Genomic DNA, 21,488 nt, shown 5'->3' on the forward strand with positions numbered 1-21,488 from the left:
TGCCCGGCCGTTGAGTCGTTTATGCCTTCACGTATCTCGCGTCGCAAAACCAGAGGTGACTACTGAAACTGAAGCCGTAAGCGATAGGAAGCGTCAGACTGAGGGAACAGCCTCGATGCTCCGGTAGTGTGTCCCTTTGGCGAGGATGGCCCAGGCGATCCTCGCCAGTTTGTTGGCCAGGGCACAGGCCACCACGTTCGAGTGTCGTCGCGCCAACAGGCTGCGAATCCAGACGCCCAATGCATCCGTGCGGTGCTCGATGCGCTGCATGATGGCCCGCGCACATTGCACCAGCAGCCGTCGCAGTTCCTTGTCGCCACGCTTGCTGATGCCCAGTAGCGTTGGTTTGCCGCCGGTGCTGTACTGCCGCGGCACCAGACCGACCGAAGCTGCAAACTGCCTTGCTGAGCCATATTGCTGGGCATCGCCCAACTCTGACATCAACACGCTGGCGGTCATCGGGCCAATGCCAGGAATCTCGAGCAGTCGTTCGCTGCGTTCATCCTCGTGTAGCTGGGTAAGCAACTCACGTTCGAGCTGGTGGATCTGCTCGTCCAGATACTTGAAGTGCGCCTGCAAACGTTCGAGCACGACCACCAGCCTCGGCGGCAACGATTCTGCCTCGAGCACGGCAGGCAGTCGCCGGATCACTGCCATGCCGCGCGGCAAGCTGATACCGAACTCCAACAGAAACGCATGAATCTGATTGATCGTGCCGGTGCGGTCACGCACCAGCCGCTCGCGCACACGGTGCAAGGCTGAAACGATCTGCTGGGCTTCGTTGTGCGGGCTCACGAAACGCATGCTCGAACGAGCGGCTGCTTCGCAGATCGCCTGGGCGTCCGCGAAATCGTTCTTGTTGCCTTGCCGGAACGGTTTGACGAATTGCGGAGAAATCAGCTTGGCCTCATGGCCCAGCGCTTGAAGTCGACGTGCGATCCAGTGAGCACCGGCGCAGGCCTCCATGACCACAATGCAACGCGGAAAATTGCCCAGCAGCGTGAACATCTGGCTACGCGTGAGCTTTTTACGGAACGCCATCCTGCCTGACGCATCCTGTCCATGCAGGTGGAAGCAGTGCTTGCCGAGATCGATTCCGATCAGCGATACCGTGTCCATGATGGCCCTCCAGAAGGACAAAATCCTCACTCAGCGTAGTCCACTGAGTGAGGATCGGGCTGACCATCCTATTAAGCCCGCATCGCTGCGGGCTTTTTCGGGTTCGCCGGAAGACGACGAAGCAAGGACGCTCAGACCACCCCGGCCCCATGCGCCTGCAGATCGGCGTGATAGCTCGAGCGCACCATCGCGCCGACGGCCGCGTGCGTGAAGCCCATCTTGTACGCCTCTTCCTCGTACATCTTGAACGTATCCGGATGCACGTACGCCCGCACCGGCAGGTGGTGCTCGGACGGCTGCAGGTACTGGCCGATCGTCAGCATGTCGACGTCGTGCGCGCGCAGGTCGCGCATCACCTGCAGGATTTCCTCCTCGGTTTCGCCGAGGCCGACCATCAGGCCCGACTTCGTCGCGACGTCCGGATGTAGCGCCTTGAAGTCCTTCAGGAGCTTCAGCGAGTGCGCGTAGTCCGAACCCGGGCGCGCTTCCTTGTACAGGCGCGGCACCGTTTCGAGGTTGTGGTTCATCACGTCCGGCGGCGCGGCGTTCAGGATCGAGATCGCACGGTCGAGACGGCCGCGGAAGTCCGGCGTCAGGATTTCGATGCGCGTTTCCGGCGACTGCTCGCGCACTTCGCGGATGCACTCGACGAAGTGACCGGCGCCGCCGTCGCGCAGGTCGTCGCGGTCGACGCTCGTGATCACCACGTACTTGAGCTTCAGCGCGCCGATCGTGCGCGCGAGGTTCTTCGGCTCGTCCGGATCCAGCGGATCGGGGCGGCCATGGCCGACGTCGCAGAACGGGCAGCGGCGCGTGCACTTGTCGCCCATGATCATGAACGTCGCGGTGCCCTTGCCGAAGCACTCGCCGATGTTCGGGCAGCTCGCTTCCTCGCACACCGTATGCAGGTTGTGCTCGCGCAGGATCGTCTTGATCTCGTTGAAGCGCGAGCTGCCGGTGGCCGCCTTCACGCGGATCCACTCGGGCTTCTTCAGCTTCTCGATCGGAATGACCTTGATCGGGATGCGCGCCGTCTTCGCCTGCGCCTTCTGCTTGGCGGTCGGATCGTAGGCAGGGGTCGCGGCCGAATCGGCCGGTGCGGGGGAAGCGGTAACGTCAGTCATTCGAATGTTGTTCCAGTGCCTGCGGCTTGTCGGCGGCCGCGGATGCGCCGTCGAGGTTGGCGATCAGACGGCGCACCAGCGTGTGGGCGACGTCGTTCCAGTCGGCGGCAACCTCGAGGCTCGCCATGTCGACAGTTTCCAGTCCGGCATAGCCGCACGGGTTGATCGCAAGAAACGGGCGCAGATCCATCTTCACGTTCAGGCTCAGCCCGTGATAGCTGCAGCCGTTGCGGATCTTCAGGCCGAGGGCCGCGATTTTCGCGCCCTCGTGCACGCCGGACGCCACGTAGATCCCGGGCGCGCCCGCCTTGCGGACCGAAGCGAGATTATACGCCGCGAGGGTTTCGATCACGGCCTCCTCGATCTTCGTCACCAGCGTGCGCACCATCAGCTTGCGCCGGCGCAGGTCCAGCAGCAGGTACGCGACGATCTGACCGGGGCCGTGGTAAGTGATTTGCCCGCCGCGGTCGACCTTCACGAGCGGCACGCCGCTGTCGGCCACCAGCAGGTGGGCCGGGTCGCCGGCCTGGCCGAGCGTGTAGACCGGCGGGTGCTCGACCAGCCAGATCTCGTCGCCGGTGTCGGCGGTGCGCGTGTCGGTGAACGCGCGCATCGCGTCGAAGCTCGCCTCGTAGGTCTCGACGCCCCGCCACCGCACGGTGACCGGCGGGGCCGGCTGATCCGGGGACCCGGCGGGCGATGCGGAAACGGCAACAGGCGTGGACACGATGGAAACCGGCGAAACGGACATGGGCGGTAGTTTACCGAAAACCCGTGGGTCTCGCCGGCCTTGGGAGGGGGACGGATCGCCGGTATCCGTCGGAGGAAATGATGGTCAGACGGTGCGCCAGCCGTCGTGGAGCAGCGCGGACAGCCGTTCACGCAGCCGTGCCAGCCCGCCGAGCGCGACTTCCCGGGGCGGCCGCGACACCGAGAACGCCACGCGCGTGCCCTCCCGGCCCTCCGCGCTGAGCCACAGCCGCTCGCCGCGGCGCAGCTTCAGCGTTTCGCCGTCGACCAGGAAGTAGTCGTTGACGTCGTTGCTGCGCGTCGCCCACACCGGCCCGCTCTGGACGATCAGCCGCGTGCTGCGTTGTACCTTCATCGGCACGGTTTCGCCCGCGGGGATTTCGAACGTGATGCTTGAAGAAATTTCTTGCATGATCGACTCCGCCAAAAAGTGCTTCGATGGCTACAATCGTAGTCACTCCAAGGCGTCAGACAAAACGACCAATTTTCACGTCGATGTGAGGAAAATTAGCAAATGGACCTCCGCCAGCTACCTGCGCTGAACGCGATTCGCGCGTTCGAAGCCGCCGCCCGTCACGAGAATTTCTCGCGCGCCGCCGACGAGCTGTTCGTCACGCACGGCGCGGTGAGCCACCAGGTACGCGCACTCGAGGAGGAACTCGGCGTGCAGCTGTTCACGCGCAACGGCAAGCGGCTGTGCCTGACCGACGCCGGCATGCGCTACGCGCAGCAGATTCGCACCGCGCTGATGGTGATCGCCGATGCGACCCGCGACGTGCGCGCGAGCGACCGCGACCGGCGGCTCGTGGTGTCGATGCTGTCGTCGTTCGCCGCGCGCTTCATCACGCCGCGCATCGGCACGTTCATCGAGCGGCATCCGGAAATCGACGTCGAGCTGCAGTCGACCAACTCGCTCACCGATTTCGCACGCGACGACGTCGACATCGCGATCCGCTTCGGTCAAGGCAACTATCCGGGGCTGCATGTCGAGCCGCTGTTCGACGAGGTGTTCTTTCCGGCGTGTGCGCCGACGCTGAACGGCGGCAAGCTGCCGCAAACGCCCGCCGATCTCGCGCACTACAACCTGCTGCGCTCGGACGACGAGCTGTGGCGGCCGTGGTTCGACGCGGCCGGGCTCAAGACGCTGACCGAGCCGAAACGGGGGATTCTGTACCAGGATTCGTCGAACCTGCTGCTGGCCGCGATCGACGGCCAGGGCATCGCGCTCGTGCGCCGCTCGCTCGCGGTGCACGACCTGCTCGACGGGCGCATCGTGCGCCTGTTCGACATCGACGGGCCGAGCCCGTGGCACTATTTTTTCGTGTGTCCGCCGCCGCTCGTGAACACGCCGCGCGTGCAGGCGTTCAGGACCTGGCTGCTTCAGGAAGTCGCCGAATACAAGCGGCTGTGCGACGAGCTGGACGCGCGGCGCGCGGCGGGGAAGACCCCCGCCGAGTGCGCGCAGGAAGGAGGATGGAAGGCGCTTAGAGTACGACCTTGACCATAGGGTGGCCGGTCAGTGCACGGTAGATGTTGTCGAGCTGTTCCTGGCTCGTCGCCCGCACGGTGATCGTGAGGCCCGTGTAATTACCGCCGCTCGACGCACGCTCCTCGATCTTCTCGACATCGATCTCGTTGTCGTGAACGGCGACGACCTTGAAGATCGTGTCCTTGAACTCGGGGTGCGCCTTGCCCATGATCTTGATCGGGAAATCGCACGGGAACTCCAGCAGCGACTCCTTCCGGGTATCGATCGCGCCGGTCACCTCGATGGTTTTGGTCGGTTCGCTCATCATTTGCTCCGGGTTAGGTCAAACTGTTCAAACTCGCGCGCTTTCGCGCGCTGGTACGCGTCGTACAACGCCGCGAATACGGGGCCCGGCTTGCCGCCCTGCACGGGCAGATCGTCGAGCGACGTGACGGGCAGCACTTCCTTCGTGGCCGACGTGATCATGATTTCGTCGGCCGCGCGCAACTCCACTTCGCTGATCTCGCGTGCGACGAACGGGATCTTGCATTCGTCCGCCAGTTCCTCGATCAGCGCGTAGCGGATCCCCTCGAGGATCTTGTTGCTGCGCGGCGGCGCGAGCAGCTCGCCGTTCTTCACGATCCACACGTTCGACGACGAGCCTTCCGTCAGGTTGCCGTCGCGCAGCTGCAGCGTCTCGAACGCATCGCGTTCGGCCGCATGCTGCGCCATCAGCACGTTGCCGAGCAGCGAGATCGACTTGATGTCGCAATGCAGCCAGCGACGATCCTCGGCCGTCACGCAACGCACGCCCCGCGCGCGTTCTTCGGCGGACGGCAGGCGCAGCGGGCTCGTCATCACGAACACCGTCGGCACCGCGTTCGCCGGGAACGCGTGGCCGCGCTTCGCGACGCCGCGCGTCACCTGCAGGTAGACGAGCGCGTTGCCGTCGCCGAGCCCTTCGGCATTCGCCGCGACGACGCGCTCGATCAGCGCACGCCAGCCCGCGTCGTCGTGCGGGCTCGCGATGCCGATCTTCTTCAGGCTGCGCTCGAGCCGTGCCAGATGCTGCTCGATCCGGAACGGCACGTGCGCGCCGTCGTGCGCATAAACGGGGACAACTTCATACACGCCGTCGCCGAAGATGAACCCGCGGTCGAGCACCGGTACACGGGCTTCCGACAGCGGCACCATTTCCTCCTGCGACGAGACGCTGAGGTAGACGATCGGTTCGAATTCGGTTTGGCTCATAGCTATGACAGATGGGGATGAAGTCGCGAAAACAAAGGCCCGTCGTGCTTACTTCTTCTTGCTGAACATCAGCAGGATCGAGTCCCAGATACGCCCGAAGATACCCGCTTCCGGCACGGCCTGCAGCGCGACGACCGGGAATTCCGACAGCGTCTTGCCGTCGGCGACGATCTTCACGGTGCCGACCTGCTGGCCTTCCGCGAGCGGCGCGATCAGCGGCGCGTTGACGTCGACTTCCGTCTTGATCTTGTCGCCGAGGCCGCGCGGCACGGTCGCCCACTGGTCGGCCTTCACGCCGACCTGCACGGTGTTGTCCTTGCCCTTGTAGACGCGCGGCGTCGACATCGCCTGGCCGCCCTTGAACAGGCGCACCGAATCGAACGCGCTGTAGCCGTAGTTCAGCATCTTCATGCTGTCCTGCGTGCGCTCGCCTTCCTTCTGCTCGCCCATCATCACCGACACCAGGCGGCGCTGGCCGTCCACGCCCGGGATCGCGCGCTTCGCCGACGCGATCAGGCAGTAGCCGGCCGCTTGCGTATGGCCCGTCTTCAGGCCGTCGACCGTCGGGTCGAGCCACAGCAGGCGGTTGCGGTTGCCCTGGCGGATGTTGTTGTACTTGAATTCCTTCTCCGAAAAGATGCTGTAGTACTGCGGAAAATCGCGGATCAGGTGCGCGGACAGCTTCGCGAGGTCGCCGGCCGTCGTGTAGTGGTTCGGGTCGGGCATGCCGTTCACGTCGGCGAAGTGCGTGCCCTTCATGCCGAGGCGCTGCGCCTCGTCGTTCATCAGCGTGACGAACTGCCCTTCGCTGCCGCCGACGAGTTCGGCCAGCGCGATCGCGGCGTCGTTGCCCGACTGGATGATCATCCCGTACACGAGGTCGTGCACCGACACCGGCTTGTTCGCCTCGATGAACATGCGCGACTCGTCGCGGCCGACGCGGCGCACGGCCTCGCTCGGCGTGACGATCTGCTCCATCGAGATCTTCTTCTTGTCGAGCGCCTCGAACACGAGGTACGCCGTCATCAGCTTCGTCAGCGACGCAGGCTCGACGCGTTCATCGGCATTGCCCGATGCGAGCACCGTGTTGCTGGTCGCGTCGACGAGCACCCACGAGCGCGCATTCACGCCCGGCGGCGGCACCGCGCCCGGCATGTAGGTCGCGGGCGCGCCGGTGAACTGCTCGGTGGCGGCCGGCGCCGCATGCGCGGCCTTGGCCTTGGCGGCCGGCTTCGCCTCGGCGACGACGATCGTCGGGGCGAGCGCGACGGGCAGCATCACGCCGAGCGCGACGTTGCGCGCGGCGGTGCCGAAGGCGATGGAGGAAGCGAGGGACTTGAGGCCTTGGGGAGACAGACGCATGATCGATTCAGGCTGATGGCAGAAAGTGCGGTGCGAAACGCGCAGGGTTGAACGGCAAGGCGGCGGGCGTTTCGGGCACTCGCCCGAGATCGTCGGGCGACGCGAAACGCGCCGGTTGGACTCGTGCGGACGCGTTCGGTTCGCGGCCGTCGCGAGCGGGCGGACAGCGGCAAAACGAGCGCCGCAATGGGCCCAGCCGGGCCGCGGGCGACGCGGAATCCGGCCATTATACGTGGGCGCGCAGGGCGTTTTCGCGAACCTGGCACCGGACAGTTGCACATGCGCATCCGGCGCGGGGTGACGACAAGCTGCCCGTCATCGCACGCGAAGGTGTGCGAAAGGCATGCGCAGGCGGGGTGGAAGTGAGGTGGCGCCGCACGGTGCGGCGCGATGTCGCGTGGGGAAAAGCGCGCCTCGGGCGAGGGCCGGAGGTCATGTGCACGAAGCGACGCAGGCTGCCGGCGTCATGCCGGCACCCGCGCACTGGCTAGCGCCATGCGTCGACGATGATGCGCTTCAGCACGTGCAGCTTGCGATGCAGGAAATGCTCGGCGCCGGGGATCACGACGACCGGCAGTTCCTGCGGCCGCGCCCAGTCGTACACGGAAGCGATCGGCACCGTGTCGTCGGTTTCGCCGTGAATCACGAGCGTGTTCTCGGGCACGTCGGCCACCTGCCAGCGGCTCGCGGCCGTGCCGACGAACACCATCCGCTCGATCGTCTCGCCCGCGTCGCGCAGCCGCTTCGCGACGTGCGACAGCACGAAGGTGCCGAACGAGAAGCCCGCAAGCACGAGCGGCAGGTCCGCATACGCGGGCTGCGCGCGCATGTGCGCGAGCACCGCGAGCAGGTCGTCGGCTTCGCCGGTGCCGTTGTCGTGCACGCCTTCGGTCGCGCCGACGCCGCGGAAGTTCGACCGGAACACGACGTAGTTCAGTTGCACGAGCGTGCGCGCGAGGGTTTGCGCGACCTTGTTGTCCATCGTGCCGCCGAACAGCGGATGCGGGTGCGCGACGAGCGCGATGCCGCGCGGCGTGGCGCCGCCTTCGCGCACGGCGTCGGGGAGGTCGACGGCGATTTCGATCTGCCCGACCGGGCCCGCGATCAGCGACTTCTGCGTATGAACGTTCATTCGGCCGGCCCGCTCAGATCTTCAGGCGGTCGACGACCTTGCCATCGCGCAGGTGCGATTCGACGATCTCGTCGATGTCGGCCTGGTCGACGTACGTGTACCACGTGCCTTCCGGATACACGACCATCACGGGCCCCTCCTCGCAGCGGTCGAGGCAGCCGGCCTTGTTGATGCGAACCTTGCCGGGCCCCGCGAGGCCGAGCTCCTTCACGCGCTTTTTCGCGTATTCCTGCATGGTCTGCGCGTCGCATTGCGCGCAGCTCGGGCGTTCGGCGCCCGGTTCGCGCTGGTTCAGGCAGAAGAAGACGTGGTGCTGGTAGTAGGAATCCATGATGGTGACGAGCGGCCCGGCGCGAGGCCGTGCGGAAAGAGGAGCGGTTGCCGCTGCGCGGGGCAACGGCGGGTTCGGACGATTATAGCGACCGGCGCACGCCGCTGCCTGCGATACCGCCGCCGCGCCAGATCAGCCACCGCGTCAGCGGCGCAGCACGGCCGGCAGCCATGCGTGCTCGACGCGCTGGCCGAGCCAGATCAGCGCCGCGTAGGGCCAGATCCACGCGAGCCAGCGCGCGAGGCTGTTGAAGTGCACGTAGCGGCCCTGCCGCCAGCCCGACAGCGTGAAGTCGAAGAACGGATTGACCGGCAGCAGGTTCACGAGCGCCACGCCGGCCAGCAGCGCGAGCGCCGCAAGCGTCGCGCGCCAGGTCGCCGGCACGTGCAGCGCGACGAGCGCGGCCGCGAAGCCGAGCTCGATCCCGAGCCGCGCGCCGGGCGTCGCCCACACGACGACGAGGCCGGTGGCCGACTGCATGAAGGTCGCGGCCGCCTTCAGCACGAGCGTCGCGACGACGAGCGCGATCAGGAGCCGGATGCGCGGCGCGCGCGGCCGCATCGCGAGCGACGCGATCGTCAGCGCGGCGAACAGCATCAGCCCGCCGAGCGCGGCCTCCCAACCGGAGTCGGACAGCCAGCCGTCGACGCGCTCCGGCCATTCGCCCACGCGCCATGCGGCCGGCAGCCACGCGAGCAGCGCGTCCTGCATCGACACGTCGGCGCGCTCCCACAGCGCGGCCGGCCAGTCGCCGATGCCGAACAGGAACGGCGACGGAAACAGGATCGCGAACGGCCACAGCCCGGCGAGCAGCAGCGGCGTCGCGCCGTCGTCCTCGAACCACGCGAAGCGCAGCCGGCGCAGCGCGCCGCGATCGAGCAGCGCACCGGTGGCCGGCGCGACGAGCGCGGCGCCCAGCAGCGCGCCGAGCGCGTTGGCCGCGAGATCGAGATTCGACGCGACGCGCGTCGGCAGGTAGGTTTGCAGCGCTTCCATCGCGCCCGACAGCAGCATGCCGAGCCCGGCCGCGATCAGCGTCGCGGCCACGCCGCGCCAGCGCGGGTGCAGTGCGAGCACGGCAAGCGCGCCGAACGGCATATAGCCGAGCACGTTCGTGACCACGTCGAATGCGGTCACGTAGCGCTGCATCGGCGCGAACAGGTAGTCGAACGGCCCGATGCCGAGCGACATCCAGCCTGCGAACGGATACAGCGACGCGTAGACGATGAGTGCCGCGTAAGCGGCAAAGGCCTGCCGCGCGAGCGGCGATGCACGCGGGGTGCCGGTCGCGCTCATCGCGGCTGCGCGGCACGCGTCACGGCGTGCCCGCGTACGCCTGCATGCCGACCCACGCGGCGATCTGCGACACGAGCTGGTCGCTCGCCGTCGCGAGCGCGCGGGCGCCGCCCGCCGCGTCCGGCGTGCTGGACGGTGCGCGTGCAACGAACGTGCGCTGGCCGAGCACCTTGCCGTCCAGCATCAGCGTCGCGCGTGCGGTGACGGCGCCGTGGCTCTGCGACTGGCCGTCGAACACCTGTTCGAATTGGTTCAGGTCGACCTTGAGCGTCGGCGCGCGCACGCCGTCGGAGCCTTCGAGCACCGTGCCGCGCGACGACAGCGCGCCGCGCAGCCGCTGCGTGAGCAATTGCGCGGGCGGCGCGGTCCAGCGGCTGTCGCGATAGGCGGCCACGTGCTGCGCGTCCACGTATGCGAGGCGGTAGGCGAATTTGTCGGAGTCGAGCGCGTCGGGCGCGGCGACGTCGAGCACCTTCAGCGCGGGGCCCGGGCCTGCGGTCACGACCGACGTGGCCGGCCCGAGGTCATAGCGGACATTCGACAGCACCGCGCTGTTGCCGGCGCAGCCGGCCGCGAGCGACAGCGTCAGCACGGCAAGCGCGGCCGCGGCGGGACGCAGCGCGCGGTCAAGGATTCGTGGCATGGCGTGTTCCTGCATGGAGTTTCCGGTTTCGATGGGTGTCACTGCCCGGCCGTCGCACCCGGCCAGACGAAGCCCGGCTCGCCGGGCCCCGGCGCCGCGCCGGGCGAACCGAACAACAGACTGCGCGGATTGCGGCCAAGTTCACCGGCCACGTCCTTCAATTGCCGCGATGCGTCGCCGACGCTGCCGGCGAGCGCGTTGAAACGCGGCAGCGTGTCGTACTGCACGCGCGTGTTGAGACCGTTCAGCGCGACGCTGATCTGCTCGGCGGCCGTGCCGGCCTTGTTCAGGTTCGACACGAGCGGCCCGTTCGGCTGCAGCAGCGTGTTCGCCGACGCCATCGCGCGGTTCACCTCGTGCATCGTTTCCGGCAGCGCAGTGACCGCCGGGCCGAGCTGCTTCGTCAGCGTGGCGGCGCCATCGGCCGCGTGCTGCAGGCTTTCGGCAGTCGCGCGCAACTGCTCGCGCATCTCGGGCGACATCAGCGCATTCGCGCTCTTCGCGGCCAGTTCGAGCTGCCGCAGCAGCACGTCGCCGCGCTCCTGGATCTGGTCGAACAGGCTCGGCCGCATCGGGATCTGCGCGATCGCCTTCGGCGACGACGGCAGCGGCGCCAGGTCGCGGCCCGTGTCCTCGAGCTGCACGAACGCGATGCCCGTCACGCCCTGGAAGCCGAGGCTGCCGTAGGTCGACTGCGTGATCGGCGCGTCATGGTCGACGAGAATGCGGATCCGGATCTGGCCCGGATGCGTGCGATCGAAACCGATCGACTGCACCTTGCCGACGTCGAGGCCGCGAAAGCGCACGGCCGCGTCCGGAAACAGCCCCGTCACGTTGGTGCGCGCGAGCAGGTCGTACGGCACGCGCACGGTGCGGTCGACGTTGAACCAGAACACGGTGCCCGCGATCGCGAGCGTCAGCGCGATCGTGAACAGGCCGGCCCAGAACGCATGTGATTTGTTTTCCATTCGCGGATTCCTTCGTGCCTACAGCTCGACGCTCGACAGCGCCGGTTCGAGGGCCGCCTTCGGCAGCTTCGCGCGCCGCTCGGGCGGCAGCGCCTGCAATGCGCGGCGCCCGCGCAGCCCCAGGAAATATTCGTGGATGAACGGATGGTCGACGTTCGCGGCCTCCTCGACCGGCGCGGCGACCAGCACCTTGCGGTCGGCCAGCACCGCGACGCGCGTCGACAGCGCAACCATCGTGTCGAGATCGTGCGTCACCATCACGACGGTCAGCCCGAGCGTGCGGTGCAGCGTCGCGATCAGCTCGACGAATTCGTCCGACGCCTGCGGATCGAGGCCGGCCGTCGGCTCGTCGAGGAACAGCAGTTCAGGCTCGAGCGCGATCGCGCGCGCGATGCCCACCCGCTTGACCATCCCGCCCGACAGCGCGGCCGGCATCTTCGACGCGTGCTTGCACGGCAGCCCGACCATCTCGAGCTTCAGCATCACGATGTCGTGCAGCAGGTCCGGCGGCACGCGGCCGAGCTCGCGCAGCGGCTGCGCGACGTTGTCGAACACCGTCATCGACGAGAACAGCGCGCCCTGCTGGAACAGCATCCCGGAGCGCGTGCGCATCATCCGCGCGCTCGCGTCGTCGATCGTCGCGGTATCTTCACCGAATACCTTGATCGTGCCCGACGTCGGCCGCTCGAGGCCGAGGATCTGCCGCACGAGCGTGGTCTTGCCGGAGCCCGAGCCGCCGACGATCGACACGATCTCGCCGCGCCGCACGTCGAAGTCGAGCTTCTGGTGAATGATGTTGCGCCCGTAGCGCTTGGTCAGGTTGCGCACCTCGATCACGAGGTCGCCGCCGTCGGCCGCCGCGGCCGGCCGGGTGCCGACCGAGCCGGCGCCGATGGCCGCGGCATGCGCGGTCGTTTCGTTCGATGCGTTCATCCGAGCCCCACGTTCTGGAACAGGATCGCGAACACCGCGTCGGCGAGGATCACGACCGTGATCGACGTCACGACCGACGTGGTCGTGCCTTCGCCGAGGCTCTGCGAGTTCGCCTTGATCCGGAAGCCGAAATGGCAGGCGACCAGCGCGATCAGCATGCCGAACACGACGCCCTTGCCCACCCCGATGTACAGGTTCGCGATCGGCACGACGCCCGGCAGCGAGCGCACGAAATAGTTGACGTCGATGCCGAGCACGAGCTTCGCGGCGAGCGCGCCGCCCGTCAGCGCGATGATGTTGGTCCACATCACGAGCAGCGGCATCGCGATGCCGAGCGCGAGCACGCGCGGCAGGATCAGCCGCAGCCCGTGCGGGATGCCCATCACGCGCATCGCGTCGAGCTCCTCGGTCACGCGCATCACGCCGATCTGCGCGGTGATCGCCGAACCCGAGCGGCCGGCGACGAGAATCGCCGACAGCACCGGGCCGAGCTCGCGGATCACCGACAGCCCGAGAATGTTCACGATATAGCGGTTCGCGCCGAACATCTGCAGCTGCTGCGCGGACAGGTAGCTGAGCACGATGCCGATCAGGAACGCGACGAGCGCGGTGATCGGCAGCGCCTGCGCGCCGGCGCTGTAGATGTTCGCCGAGGTTTCCTTCCACGGCATCGTCTTCGGCCGGCGCAGCACCGACAATGCATCGAGGATCACGAGGCCGAACATCGCGATACCGCCCTTCAGGTGTTCGCCGAACGTGAACAGCATGAAGCCCAAGCGCGTGATCGGGCCGAAGCGCACCACCCGTTCGGGCGCCTCGCGCTCGCTGTCGAGCCGCTCGATGCGCTCGAAGATCGTGCGCTGCGTCACGCTCAGCGCGACGCCGGCCGGCAGCTTGCGGCCCCACACGCGCCACAGCGCCTGGCCGCCGACGTGGTCGAGCCGCTCGATGCCGGACAGATCCCATTCGCTCACGTGCCCGGACGCGATGCTCGCGATACGGCGCGCCACCGCGCCGCGATTGCGTGCAAGCGCGAGCGCGGTCCACTGGCCGTACAGGCGCACCGTCTGGCCCTGGCTGCCGGCGTCGACCGACAGGCCGGGAGGAGTCTCGAAGTCCAAGGGCAGGTTGTTTGCAAAAAGGTGACAGCGGCCATTGTAGCGAACCGCCCGACGACGCGACGTGAGGATTTCCGTGGGGCGTCTGGCCCGGGGCGCCTGACCGGGAACGCCCGCCCCGGGAGCCGCGTGGAAGCCGCCGCTGCCGGCCCGTTGCCGGCTTCATCACCTTTCATTCTTCCGTCACGATTCCTTTCGATACTCTCACGCGCCGCACATCAGGCCGTCGGCGCCCCGCGCCGCCAATCGTTGCGACTCTCGCCTTTCATAAAACAGAACACCGAACAGGACAACCGATGCGTCTTCCCCTGCTTTCCCGCCGTCGCGTGCCGGCGATCGCCGCGCTCGCCAGCCTCGCCTTCATCCTCGCCGCCTGCGGCGGCGACGACGTCACCTCGCCGCCCGCGACGCCGCCGGAGGCCCAGGCGCCCGTCGGCACGACGGCCACGCTCGCCCTGCTCGAGACGACCGACCTGCACACCAACGTGCTGTCGTATGACTATTTCAAGCTCGCCGCCGACAACTCGCTCGGCTTCGAGCGCGTGTCGACGCTGATCGCGCAAGCGCGCGCGCAGTATCCGAACACGCTGCTGCTCGACAACGGCGACACGATCCAGGGCACCGCGCTGTCGGACTACCAGGCGCTCGTGAAGCCGGTCGGCTGCGACCAGACGCTCGCGATCTACAAGGTGATGAACGCCGCGAAATTCGACGGCGGCGGGATCGGCAACCACGAATTCAACTACGGGCTGCCGTACCTGTCGCAGGTGACCGGCAACACGTTCGAGGTCGACGGCCTGCCGGCGCCGGCCCAGCAGAAGAAGTGCGCGGGCCCGAACTTCCCGCAGGTGCTCGCGAACGTGATCAGCGCGAAGACCAACGCGCCGCTGTTCACGCCGTACACGATCCTGACCCGCACCGTGACCGCGACGACGCCGGACGGCAAGACGGTCAGCGCGCCCGTGAAGATCGGCATCATCGGCTTCACGCCGCCCGCGATCATGAGCTGGGACAAGCGCTGGCTCGACGGCAAGGTCTATACGACCGGCCTGAAGGAAGCCGCCGAGAAGTACATTCCGGAGATGCGCGCGAAGGGCGCCGATCTCGTCGTCGCGATCTCGCACGGCGGCCTCGACAATTCCGCGTATTCGCCGACGATGGAGAACGGCAGCTGGTGGCTGTCGAAGGTGACCGGCATCGACGCGATGCTGATCGGCCACTCGCACCAGGTGTTCCCGGACGCGAACAGCACCGTGTCGCAGTTCAACCTGCCGGGCGTCGACAAGGTCAAGGGCACCGTCAACGGCGTGCCGACCGTGATGGCCAACTACTGGGGCAAGCACCTCGGCGTGATCAAGCTCGGCCTGAAGTTCGACGGCAAGACGTGGAGCGTCGACAAGTCGCAGACGACCGTCGAGGCGCGGCCGATCCAGAACGCCGACAAGAGCTACGTCGCGGCCGATCCGTCCGTGTCCGCCGCGATCGCCGCCGAGCACCAGGCGACGATCGACTACGTGAAGACGCCGATCGGCTCGACCGACTACCGGATGAACTCGTACTTCGCCGATGTCGGCGATCCGGGTGCGATCCAGATCGTCAACGAGGCGCAGGCCGACTACGTGAAGACCTACGTGCAGGCGAACCTGCCGCAATACGCGTCGCTGCCGGTGCTGTCGGTCAGCGCGCCGTTCAAGAGCGGCTTCGGCGGCGGCACCGACTACACCGATGTCGCGCCGGGCGCGCTCGCGATCAACAACGCGGCCGACCTGTACCTGTACCCGAACACCGTGTACGCGGTGAAGGTGAGCGGCGCCGACGTGAAGAACTGGCTCGAAACGGCCGCGAAGCGCTTCAATCGCATCGACCCGACCAAGGCGACCGTCCAGCCGCTCGTCAGCACGTTCCCCGGCTACAACTTCGACATGTTCACGTCGGCCGATCTCGCGTATGAAATCGACGTCACGCAGCCGGTCGGCAGCCGGATCAAGAACCTGACGTACAAGGGCGCGACGATCGACCCGAACGCGCAGTTCATCGTCGCGACCAACAACTACCGCGCGAGCGGCGGCGGCAACTTCCCGGGCCTCGACGGCAGCAAGACGATCTTCGCGTCGCCCGACGCGAACCGCGACGTGCTGATCGCGTTCGTCAAGAAGCGCGGCGCCATCACGCGCGTGGCCGACGGCGCACAGCGCAGCTGGCGCTTCACGAAGCTCGCGGGCTCGGTCGCGCACGTGCAGTTCGCGTCCGCGCCGAACCGCCTCGGCGACGCGGCGGCGGCCGGCCTGACCGGCATCACGCAGGTCGCGGCCGACGACGGCTCGGGCAAGAACCTCGCCACTTACGAAATCGACCTCACGCAATGAGACCCGCGATGCAACCGATCCGGACGATGCGGCCGGCCGAAACCGGCCTCGCCGCCGCCGCGCGGCGCCTGCTGCGCGCGAAACTCCCGCCGGCCGCGCTGCTCGCGGCGGCGGCCGTGACCGTCGCGGCCGTCGTCGCGGCAGCCGGCCTGCGCGGCGGCGGCCCCGCGCCGAGCGCCGCGCAGCTCGACGAGTGGCAGGCGATGGTCACCCAGGCCACCGAGCCGCATGCGCTCGCGCAGTTGCGCACGCTGGCGCGCCGCGGCTCGGGCGACGCGCAGGCGGCGCTCGGCATCGCGCTCGTCGACGCGCGCGAACCGGGGCTGCGCGACGAAGGGCGCGGCTGGCTGGAAACGGCCGCGGCGGCAGACGGCAAGGCCGACGCGCCCGCCGCCCGGCGTGCGCAGCTCGCGCTCGGCAAGGCGCTGCTGCTCGGCAGCAGCGACATGCCGAAGGACTACGCACGCGCCCGCACGCTGCTCGGCGAAGCGGCCGCGCAGGGCGACCCGGCCGCCGCGTATTACCTCGGGCTGATCTATCGCAGCGGCTACGGCGTCGCCGCCGATCCCGTGCAGGCCGCGCACTGGTTCGACGTCGCGTCGCGCGCGGACATCCCGGCCGCGGACTTCATGCTCGCGAACGCGTACCGCGAAGGCAGCGGCGTACCGCGCGACGAGGCGCGCGCGCTGGCGCTGTATCGCCGCGCCGCCGAGCACGAACTGCCGGAAGCCGTGCAGACGCTCGCGATGGCCTATCGCAACGGCGAACTCGGGCTCAAGCCCGACGCTGACGAGTTCCACGCGCAGTGGATCGAGACCGCGCACGCGCTGAAACACCCGGTCGTCGCGCCGTAACGTTCGTCCGCACGCACCGGCATCCCACCGGCTGCATGACGCGCCTGCCCCGACGCCCCGCGCATCGATCACCCGGCAACGGAATCGATCGAGGGGCGCGGGCGTACGCGCCTGTTGCATTGCCGCCCCCGGCTGCTCCACGTCGACCGTTCGATACGCGGCATTGCATTAACATGCAGCCTCACAATAAAACCTGAGAGAACTGCATCCATGTCCCATCGCCTTTCCAGGCTTGGCGCCGCTGCCGTCGGCGCCGTCGCCCTCGTCATTGCCGGCGCACCGCTCACCGCACGCGCCGCGCCGCCCGCCCAGCCCGACATCTTCAACGCCGCGCTTTGCAAGCCGCCGTTCACGTCGGATCTGATGGACGCGATCTACAACATCGCCAAGGCGTCCGATCCGAAGCCGGACGAATCGATGCTGGGCGCCGCGGTCTATCGACTGCCGGAGCCGATCCACCGCGACGGCTTCACGACGCAGCAGGTCGTGTTCGTCAGTACCGGAATCGGCGTGCTCGTGGACGGCGAAGTCGCCGACCAGCTCGCGAAACGCTACCAGCTCGCCCTCGAGAAGGGCCACCTGCTGGGCGCGTCGTCCGTCGGCTATTCGCGCAGGCTGACGGTCCGCGGCCCGGGTGGTGCGCTGATCCTCGTGTCGGCCCGCCAGGGCCCGGCGCTGAAGGGCAAGACGCTGCTGGCCTGCGAAATGACGTCCGAGGAGGACATCAAGGCGCTGGAGCGGATGGAGATGCGGCGCTAAGGAGATGGAGCGTTGGCGCGACGCAACGCCACTGCGGGGATATCTCGCATGCGAATACCGTACGTCGTTACTTCTGCTCCTGCAAGACCGTACCGCACGGATTCTCGCAACCTTCCGATGAACACGCTGGAATGAACTCTATCTCTATCTGATTGCGTTCACTCGACGGAACAACGGAGTTGCTTCGCCAGATTTTAGAGTCCATGTGAATCCGATCCTTTGCTACGCCGAGATCGAGGAGATACGCTCGGACAGCATTGGCCCGAGTACGGGCGATCGAAATTGCGTCGCGCTCGTGCTCGTCGGCATATCCGTAGATCACGACGGGACCATTGTTGGCCGCACTGTTCCGAACGGTCACCAACAAGCTGGCGAGCGCAATCCGGTCAGCATTCGAAATGGCCATGACGCCGGGGTCGAGCTTACTTGCGTATTGCAGGGAAAAGCTGCAAGCAAACACGACGCTTGAAGCACAAAGCCCCACAAGGCTAATCGATGCACAAGATATACCACGCAATATTGTCCGCATTCCTGATCGCCATTGTCGGGACCTCTTTGGCGAGCCGCCTGCTGAGAAATTGTCCATAGGTGTTCTTGTAGTCAATCGCTCCGAATGTATCCCGAAAATGCACACACTCGTGAACAATGGTCAGTTGCATCGAGGAAAACGTACCCGCACTCGTATCCGGAAGCTCACAGAACTTCGGGGAAATCGATATCGTGTGCGTGGCGGTATCGGGGCCGCAAACGTGCGCAACTTCGCCGTCTAGATTTTTGGTATTTGGCGTACAGCCGAGAGCCCGATCAAGGTCGGGATCGGAGCGAACGAAATTCCTTGCCGTCAACCCCTTCATGACGGTGATCAACGCCACCAATCCGTTCGTCAGCGCACCGCGAGTGGGCTCGTCGGCGACCCCGAACCACTCTCTGACTCTCGCCCGTGCAGGCTCTCTCCAGACATCGAGTTCGTCGACTCTCTGCGTGATTATTTTTACGGCATCGTCGCGCAACGTCAGGACTTTCTTCCGAAATTCCGCATCGGTCATGTTTTTGCAGATGGGCGGCCCGTCGACTGCCAGTAAAAGCTCAACCTTCGAACCACGCGTCGTATTCGTTATGGCCGAGTCATGTACGGTCACGTATTCGTAGTCATCGTGCGGCATGGCCATGCTCCACTATTTCAATTCGCAGTTTCTCCGAATGACGCGTCGCTACGCGCTGTGTGTGCCCGGCACGATCAGTCATACCGCTGAAGACCTGGCCGGAACTGGTGTGTATTCGATAAGGCACACATACCAAGGGCTGCCCCGTCTTCTCGTTTTTCAATACATACTGCTCGTCGCATTCCGCCCCAGAGCCGGGCGAGTGAGAATGGTCGTCTCCCAGTTCTTTCGGCTCAGTCGCCCCATCACCGACCCGCATCCTCATGCCCCGCTCGGCATAGAACACAGGCGGCGGACTGCACCCGCATGCATTGATATCCCCACTCAACGCCCATCCCTGACCATTCGGCGCCCTGCCGGGCAAGCGCGGGCCTTTCGGCGCGACAAACCCGGCCTGCTCGCAAGCCGTGCAGTAAGTTTTCATGTAGAGCGTGGCGATCTGCACACGCGGCGGCGGATTGGAACACGTGACGCATTCCAATCCCTCGGTGATCGTCGCGCTGCCGCCCCGATCGCCCTTGGCAAGGAAATAGCGGATCATGCGGCGTCACCTCGGCTCATCGCGCCCGAGCAACGCTCATCCGCGAAAGTACCGGGCCCCGCCCCTCCGCCAACGGTCAACGAAGACTCGCTTAACCATTTCTCGCCACCATTCATCCGGATTCCCTCTCGTCGCTATCAGCGCAATCTCATCGCACCAAAATGCACGATCGGCACCAGGAAATCCATCATACGAATTCGAACTTCTGCCCCATCGACATCGGTCGGCGATGTTTCGTCAATTGATCAACCGGAATGTCGGTGCGGCATTCCTTCCGGCTCGCATGCCCACGACTACCTGAACGTAACTTCCTTCGATTCGGCACGAGCACATACGCGCGAAGCGTCGGATACCAATCGGCCCCTGTCCCCGGGGAAATGACTATTACCCCGCCCGACGCGCGCCATCGCCCCCTGTCGCTACAATAGGCGCCATGAACGCCCCCACCTCCTCCGACACGCCCGATTCCAGCGACGCGCACATCGCGCGCAACCGGCTCGAGGCGCACCTGGACGCCGCGCCGCGTGCGTGGCCGCTCGACATCGTCGCCGCCACCGGCTCGACCAACGCCGACGTCGCCACCCGGCTCAAGGCGCTGCCGCGCAATGCGAACGCGCTGCCCGCGCCGCTCGTGCGCGTCGCGTTCGAGCAGACGGCCGGCCGCGGCCGGCAGGGCCGCCCGTGGTTCGCGCAGCCCGGCAATGCGCTGCTGTGCTCGGTCGGCTGCATCGTGCCGCGTCCCGTCGAAGCACTCGGCGGCCTCAGCATCGCGATCGGCGTCGCGCTCGCCGAAGGGCTGGCCGCGCTGCCGCTCGACGCCCATACGCGCGTCGCGCTCAAATGGCCGAACGACCTGCTGCTGACCGCCACCGACGACGGCACGCCGCGCATCGTCGGCAAGCTCGCCGGGATCCTGATCGAAACCGCGTGGACCAGCGCCGACGCCACCGCCGTCGTGATCGGCTTCGGCATCAACGTGCGCGGCGCGGAAGCCGTCGCCGCGCAGGTCGACGCGCTGCGCGCGCGCGAAGCGACGCTCGCGAGCGGGCTGCCGCCCGCCGCGCTGTCGATCGCGTGCGCATCGGCCAACCTCACCGACACGCTCGCCGCGTCGCTGAACGCACTCACGCCCGCACTCGCGCAGTTCGGCGCCGAAGGGCTCGCGCCGTTCCTGCCGCGCTGGCACGCGCTGCACGCGTACGCGGGGCGCGAAGTCGTGCTGCTCGAACAGGGCGTCGAACGCGTGCGCGGCACCGCGACGGGCATCGACGCGACCGGCCAGCTGCTGCTCGACACGCCTGACGGCATGCAGGCAATCGCCGCCGGCGACGTGTCGCTGCGCGAAGCGCAATGAACGAGCCGCACCTGCTGATCGACGCCGGCAACAGCCGGATCAAGTGGGCGCTCGCCGATGCGCAGCGCACGCTCGTCGAGACGGGCGCGTTCGGCCACACACGCGACGGCGGCGCCGATCCCGACTGGTCGGCCCTGCCGCGTCCGCGCGGCGCGTGGATCTCGAACGTCGCGGGCGCCGACGTGGCCGCCCGGCTCGACGCGCTGCTCGACGCACGCTGGCCAGGCCTGCCGCGCACGACGATACGCGCGCGTCAGACGCAATGCGGCGTGACGAACGGCTATACGACGCCCGACCAGCTCGGCAGCGACCGCTGGGCCGGACTGATCGGCGCGCACGCGGCGTTTCCGGGCGAGCACCTGCTGATCGCGACGTTCGGCACCGCGACGACGCTCGAGGCGCTGCGCGCGGACGGCCGCTTCACGGGCGGGCTGATCGCACCGGGCTGGGCGCTGATGATGCGCGCGCTCGGCACGCACACCGCGCAGTTGCCGACGCTGACCACCGACATCGCGAGCGGCCTGCTCGCCGGCGCACCGGCCGAACCGTTCCAGGTCGATACGCCGCGCTCGCTGTCGGCCGGCTGCCTGTATGCGCAGGCCGGGCTGATCGAACGCGCGTGGCGCGATCTCGCGGATGCCTGGCAAGCGCCCGTTCGGCTCGTGCTGGCCGGCGGCGCGGCGGACGACGTCGCGCGTGCGCTGACGCTTCCGCATACGCGGCACGATGCGCTGATCCTGTCCGGGCTCGCGCTGATTGCCGCGGAAACGGCAACCGCCACGCCGGCGCAGGCGTGACGGAAAAGCGCCGGCATCGCGCCGGCGCACGGCAACGCGAGCCCGTGCGGGCCTGCGTCACGATGACGGTGAAGAACGGGCGGCGCCATGCTGGCCGCCCGCGCGCACGGTCAACGGCAGGAATGAGAAGGAATGAAATCGCCGGCGATGCGGCCGGCC

At 67.3% G+C, this 21,488-nt stretch carries 23 protein-coding genes; 6 read left to right on the top strand and 17 right to left on the bottom strand.

The annotated features are described in order from the left end of the window. Positions 1–93: 93 nt before the first annotated feature. The 4 genes from CFB40_RS15745 to CFB40_RS15760 all read right to left on the bottom strand — a co-directional run bounded on the left by CFB40_RS15745 (position 94) and on the right by CFB40_RS15760 (position 3,405). Complete coding sequence (locus tag CFB40_RS15745) at positions 94–1,119, bottom strand: IS110 family transposase (RefSeq protein WP_089431894.1); 1,026 nt, start codon at positions 1,117–1,119, stop codon at positions 94–96. A 131-nt stretch (positions 1,120–1,250) separates the two neighbouring features. Continuing rightward, the gene (lipA, locus tag CFB40_RS15750) at positions 1,251–2,243 is read right to left on the bottom strand and encodes a lipoyl synthase (RefSeq protein WP_039346279.1); all 993 of its coding nucleotides are present in this window, start codon (positions 2,241–2,243) and stop codon (positions 1,251–1,253) included. Then, a complete protein-coding gene (lipB, locus tag CFB40_RS15755; RefSeq protein WP_039346281.1) occupies positions 2,236–2,994 on the bottom strand; it encodes a lipoyl(octanoyl) transferase LipB in 759 nt (252 codons plus the stop codon). The genes lipA and lipB overlap by 8 nt, the downstream gene beginning before the upstream one ends. A gap of 84 nt (positions 2,995–3,078) precedes the next feature. Continuing rightward, complete coding sequence (locus tag CFB40_RS15760; RefSeq protein ID WP_089426664.1) at positions 3,079–3,405, bottom strand: DUF2917 domain-containing protein; 327 nt, start codon at positions 3,403–3,405, stop codon at positions 3,079–3,081. A 102-nt stretch (positions 3,406–3,507) separates the two neighbouring features. Here CFB40_RS15760 and CFB40_RS15765 point away from each other — a divergent pair, with 102 nt between their 5' ends. Next, positions 3,508–4,494, top strand: coding sequence for a transcriptional regulator GcvA (locus CFB40_RS15765; protein ID WP_089426416.1), 987 nt, complete (start codon positions 3,508–3,510; stop codon positions 4,492–4,494). Here the strand turns inward: CFB40_RS15765 and CFB40_RS15770 are convergent. The 10 genes from CFB40_RS15770 to CFB40_RS15815 all read right to left on the bottom strand — a co-directional run bounded on the left by CFB40_RS15770 (position 4,478) and on the right by CFB40_RS15815 (position 13,498). Next, positions 4,478–4,786, bottom strand: coding sequence for an HP0495 family protein (locus tag CFB40_RS15770; protein WP_011353335.1), 309 nt, complete (start codon positions 4,784–4,786; stop codon positions 4,478–4,480). The two genes, CFB40_RS15765 and CFB40_RS15770, sit on opposite strands and share 17 nt — an antisense overlap. After that, positions 4,786–5,712 (bottom strand): D-amino acid aminotransferase, encoded by a 927-nt coding sequence (locus CFB40_RS15775; protein ID WP_089431729.1) that lies wholly within the window; start codon positions 5,710–5,712, stop codon positions 4,786–4,788. Before CFB40_RS15775 ends, CFB40_RS15770 begins: the two co-directional genes overlap by 1 nt. Before the next feature lie 48 nt (positions 5,713–5,760). Continuing rightward, positions 5,761–7,074, bottom strand: coding sequence for a D-alanyl-D-alanine carboxypeptidase family protein (locus tag CFB40_RS15780; RefSeq protein ID WP_089431730.1), 1,314 nt, complete (start codon positions 7,072–7,074; stop codon positions 5,761–5,763). 487 nt (positions 7,075–7,561) lie between these two features. Continuing rightward, complete coding sequence (locus tag CFB40_RS15785) at positions 7,562–8,206, bottom strand: alpha/beta hydrolase (RefSeq protein WP_089426419.1); 645 nt, start codon at positions 8,204–8,206, stop codon at positions 7,562–7,564. Between the two features lie 13 nt (positions 8,207–8,219). Then, the gene (locus CFB40_RS15790; RefSeq protein WP_011694422.1) at positions 8,220–8,537 is read right to left on the bottom strand and encodes a (2Fe-2S) ferredoxin domain-containing protein; all 318 of its coding nucleotides are present in this window, start codon (positions 8,535–8,537) and stop codon (positions 8,220–8,222) included. 144 nt (positions 8,538–8,681) lie between these two features. Continuing rightward, positions 8,682–9,833 (bottom strand): VanZ family protein, encoded by a 1,152-nt coding sequence (locus CFB40_RS15795; RefSeq protein WP_089431731.1) that lies wholly within the window; start codon positions 9,831–9,833, stop codon positions 8,682–8,684. A gap of 19 nt (positions 9,834–9,852) precedes the next feature. Next, the gene (locus CFB40_RS15800) at positions 9,853–10,491 is read right to left on the bottom strand and encodes an ABC-type transport auxiliary lipoprotein family protein (RefSeq protein WP_441299786.1); all 639 of its coding nucleotides are present in this window, start codon (positions 10,489–10,491) and stop codon (positions 9,853–9,855) included. A gap of 23 nt (positions 10,492–10,514) precedes the next feature. Further along, on the bottom strand, positions 10,515–11,444 hold the full coding sequence (locus tag CFB40_RS15805) for an MlaD family protein (RefSeq protein WP_089426421.1): 930 nt from the start codon (positions 11,442–11,444) through the stop codon (positions 10,515–10,517). 18 nt (positions 11,445–11,462) lie between these two features. After that, the gene (locus tag CFB40_RS15810) at positions 11,463–12,377 is read right to left on the bottom strand and encodes an ABC transporter ATP-binding protein (RefSeq protein ID WP_089426422.1); all 915 of its coding nucleotides are present in this window, start codon (positions 12,375–12,377) and stop codon (positions 11,463–11,465) included. Continuing rightward, entirely contained in the window at positions 12,374–13,498 is a 1,125-nt protein-coding gene (locus CFB40_RS15815) for an MlaE family ABC transporter permease (RefSeq protein WP_089426423.1), read from the bottom strand. The genes CFB40_RS15810 and CFB40_RS15815 overlap by 4 nt, the downstream gene beginning before the upstream one ends. Positions 13,499–13,791: 293 nt before the next feature. Here CFB40_RS15815 and CFB40_RS15820 point away from each other — a divergent pair, with 293 nt between their 5' ends. The 3 genes from CFB40_RS15820 (at position 13,792) to CFB40_RS15830 (ending at position 17,474) form a co-directional block, all read left to right on the top strand. Then, on the top strand, positions 13,792–15,861 hold the full coding sequence (locus CFB40_RS15820) for a bifunctional 2',3'-cyclic-nucleotide 2'-phosphodiesterase/3'-nucleotidase (protein ID WP_089431732.1): 2,070 nt from the start codon (positions 13,792–13,794) through the stop codon (positions 15,859–15,861). Between the two features lie 8 nt (positions 15,862–15,869). After that, complete coding sequence (locus CFB40_RS15825; protein ID WP_089426425.1) at positions 15,870–16,715, top strand: tetratricopeptide repeat protein; 846 nt, start codon at positions 15,870–15,872, stop codon at positions 16,713–16,715. A 210-nt stretch (positions 16,716–16,925) separates the two neighbouring features. Further along, entirely contained in the window at positions 16,926–17,474 is a 549-nt protein-coding gene (locus CFB40_RS15830; protein ID WP_089431733.1) for a hypothetical protein, read from the top strand. Between the two features lie 67 nt (positions 17,475–17,541). On the opposite strand, the gene CFB40_RS15835 is transcribed toward CFB40_RS15830, so the two are convergent. The 3 genes from CFB40_RS15835 to CFB40_RS15845 all read right to left on the bottom strand — a co-directional run bounded on the left by CFB40_RS15835 (position 17,542) and on the right by CFB40_RS15845 (position 19,178). Beyond that, positions 17,542–17,880, bottom strand: coding sequence for an OmpA family protein (locus tag CFB40_RS15835; protein ID WP_165765632.1), 339 nt, complete (start codon positions 17,878–17,880; stop codon positions 17,542–17,544). An 82-nt stretch (positions 17,881–17,962) separates the two neighbouring features. After that, positions 17,963–18,637: a M35 family metallo-endopeptidase gene (locus tag CFB40_RS15840; RefSeq protein WP_179255070.1), complete on the bottom strand. Its 675-nt coding sequence runs from the start codon at positions 18,635–18,637 to the stop codon at positions 17,963–17,965. After that, positions 18,624–19,178 carry a hypothetical protein gene (locus CFB40_RS15845; protein WP_089426429.1) on the bottom strand — a complete coding sequence of 185 codons (555 nt, stop codon included), beginning with the start codon at positions 19,176–19,178 and terminating at the stop codon, positions 18,624–18,626. The genes CFB40_RS15840 and CFB40_RS15845 overlap by 14 nt, the downstream gene beginning before the upstream one ends. 433 nt (positions 19,179–19,611) lie before the next feature. Here CFB40_RS15845 and CFB40_RS15850 point away from each other — a divergent pair, with 433 nt between their 5' ends. Then, on the top strand, positions 19,612–20,532 hold the full coding sequence (locus tag CFB40_RS15850; protein WP_089431735.1) for a biotin--[acetyl-CoA-carboxylase] ligase: 921 nt from the start codon (positions 19,612–19,614) through the stop codon (positions 20,530–20,532). Further along, positions 20,529–21,329 (top strand): type III pantothenate kinase, encoded by an 801-nt coding sequence (locus tag CFB40_RS15855; protein WP_089431736.1) that lies wholly within the window; start codon positions 20,529–20,531, stop codon positions 21,327–21,329. Before CFB40_RS15850 ends, CFB40_RS15855 begins: the two co-directional genes overlap by 4 nt. Positions 21,330–21,488: the final 159 nt, after the last annotated feature.

The sequence above is a fragment of the Burkholderia sp. AU31652 genome, assembly GCF_002223155.1.
Classification (GTDB): domain Bacteria; phylum Pseudomonadota; class Gammaproteobacteria; order Burkholderiales; family Burkholderiaceae; genus Burkholderia.

Bases quoted from the DNA above. Each gene is read 5' to 3' on its own strand.
- CFB40_RS15800 (WP_441299786.1), bottom strand. From the start codon at position 10,491: ATGCAGGAACACGCCATGCCACGAATCCTTGACCGCGCGCTGCGTCCC.
- CFB40_RS15850 (WP_089431735.1), top strand. From the start codon at position 19,612: ATGAACGCCCCCACCTCCTCCGACACGCCCGATTCCAGCGACGCGCAC.
- CFB40_RS15820 (WP_089431732.1), top strand. From the start codon at position 13,792: ATGCGTCTTCCCCTGCTTTCCCGCCGTCGCGTGCCGGCGATCGCCGCG.
- CFB40_RS15745 (WP_089431894.1), bottom strand. From the start codon at position 1,119: ATGGACACGGTATCGCTGATCGGAATCGATCTCGGCAAGCACTGCTTC.
- CFB40_RS15845 (WP_089426429.1), bottom strand. From the start codon at position 19,178: ATGATCCGCTATTTCCTTGCCAAGGGCGATCGGGGCGGCAGCGCGACG.
- CFB40_RS15760 (WP_089426664.1), bottom strand. From the start codon at position 3,405: ATGCAAGAAATTTCTTCAAGCATCACGTTCGAAATCCCCGCGGGCGAA.
- CFB40_RS15855 (WP_089431736.1), top strand. From the start codon at position 20,529: ATGAACGAGCCGCACCTGCTGATCGACGCCGGCAACAGCCGGATCAAG.
- CFB40_RS15810 (WP_089426422.1), bottom strand. From the start codon at position 12,377: ATGAACGCATCGAACGAAACGACCGCGCATGCCGCGGCCATCGGCGCC.
- CFB40_RS15775 (WP_089431729.1), bottom strand. From the start codon at position 5,712: ATGAGCCAAACCGAATTCGAACCGATCGTCTACCTCAGCGTCTCGTCG.
- CFB40_RS15830 (WP_089431733.1), top strand. From the start codon at position 16,926: ATGTCCCATCGCCTTTCCAGGCTTGGCGCCGCTGCCGTCGGCGCCGTC.
- CFB40_RS15835 (WP_165765632.1), bottom strand. From the start codon at position 17,880: ATGGCCATTTCGAATGCTGACCGGATTGCGCTCGCCAGCTTGTTGGTG.
- CFB40_RS15840 (WP_179255070.1), bottom strand. From the start codon at position 18,637: ATGCCGCACGATGACTACGAATACGTGACCGTACATGACTCGGCCATA.
- CFB40_RS15790 (WP_011694422.1), bottom strand. From the start codon at position 8,537: ATGGATTCCTACTACCAGCACCACGTCTTCTTCTGCCTGAACCAGCGC.
- CFB40_RS15780 (WP_089431730.1), bottom strand. From the start codon at position 7,074: ATGCGTCTGTCTCCCCAAGGCCTCAAGTCCCTCGCTTCCTCCATCGCC.
- CFB40_RS15785 (WP_089426419.1), bottom strand. From the start codon at position 8,206: ATGAACGTTCATACGCAGAAGTCGCTGATCGCGGGCCCGGTCGGGCAG.
- CFB40_RS15825 (WP_089426425.1), top strand. From the start codon at position 15,870: ATGCAACCGATCCGGACGATGCGGCCGGCCGAAACCGGCCTCGCCGCC.
- lipB (WP_039346281.1), bottom strand. From the start codon at position 2,994: ATGTCCGTTTCGCCGGTTTCCATCGTGTCCACGCCTGTTGCCGTTTCC.
- CFB40_RS15805 (WP_089426421.1), bottom strand. From the start codon at position 11,444: ATGGAAAACAAATCACATGCGTTCTGGGCCGGCCTGTTCACGATCGCG.
- CFB40_RS15765 (WP_089426416.1), top strand. From the start codon at position 3,508: ATGGACCTCCGCCAGCTACCTGCGCTGAACGCGATTCGCGCGTTCGAA.
- CFB40_RS15770 (WP_011353335.1), bottom strand. From the start codon at position 4,786: ATGAGCGAACCGACCAAAACCATCGAGGTGACCGGCGCGATCGATACC.
- CFB40_RS15795 (WP_089431731.1), bottom strand. From the start codon at position 9,833: ATGAGCGCGACCGGCACCCCGCGTGCATCGCCGCTCGCGCGGCAGGCC.
- lipA (WP_039346279.1), bottom strand. From the start codon at position 2,243: ATGACTGACGTTACCGCTTCCCCCGCACCGGCCGATTCGGCCGCGACC.